Genomic DNA, 278 nt, shown 5'->3' with positions numbered 1-278 from the left:
GGAAGATGCGCTTGCACTCGGGATGTAGCAGCCCGGAATCGACGAGCTCGTCGATCCATCCGCCCGGCTCGAAGGCTGGGTTCAGGCCGATCTGCGGTGGAGGCCAGAGGAGGCCGGCGTCCAGCTCGGCGTCGACGCACTCGCGGATACGCTCGTCGCGGATCGTCACGAAGCTGCGGACGTAGGCCGAGTAGTCGGCGATGAGCTTGTCGCGAAGGTCGAAGACGTTCATGCAGTGCGGGTCCTCTCGGCCTTATAGGCCTCAATGTCGGCCCGAA

1 protein-coding gene is annotated in these 278 nt (G+C 64.7%); it reads right to left on the bottom strand.

Going from position 1 to position 278, the window contains the following annotated elements; all coding sequences use genetic code 11:
• Nucleotides 1-232: hypothetical protein (locus CVH10_RS19890; RefSeq protein ID WP_146143144.1), on the bottom strand; the 232-nt coding region annotated here is incomplete at its 3' end.
• Nucleotides 233-278 lie beyond the last annotated feature (46 nt).

The organism is Halomonas sp. ND22Bw, assembly GCF_003011945.1.
GTDB classification, from domain to species: domain Bacteria; phylum Pseudomonadota; class Gammaproteobacteria; order Pseudomonadales; family Halomonadaceae; genus Halomonas; species Halomonas halophila.
The sequence above is the reverse complement of the archived record's forward strand: the minus strand, read 5'-3'. Positions and strand labels throughout refer to the sequence as shown.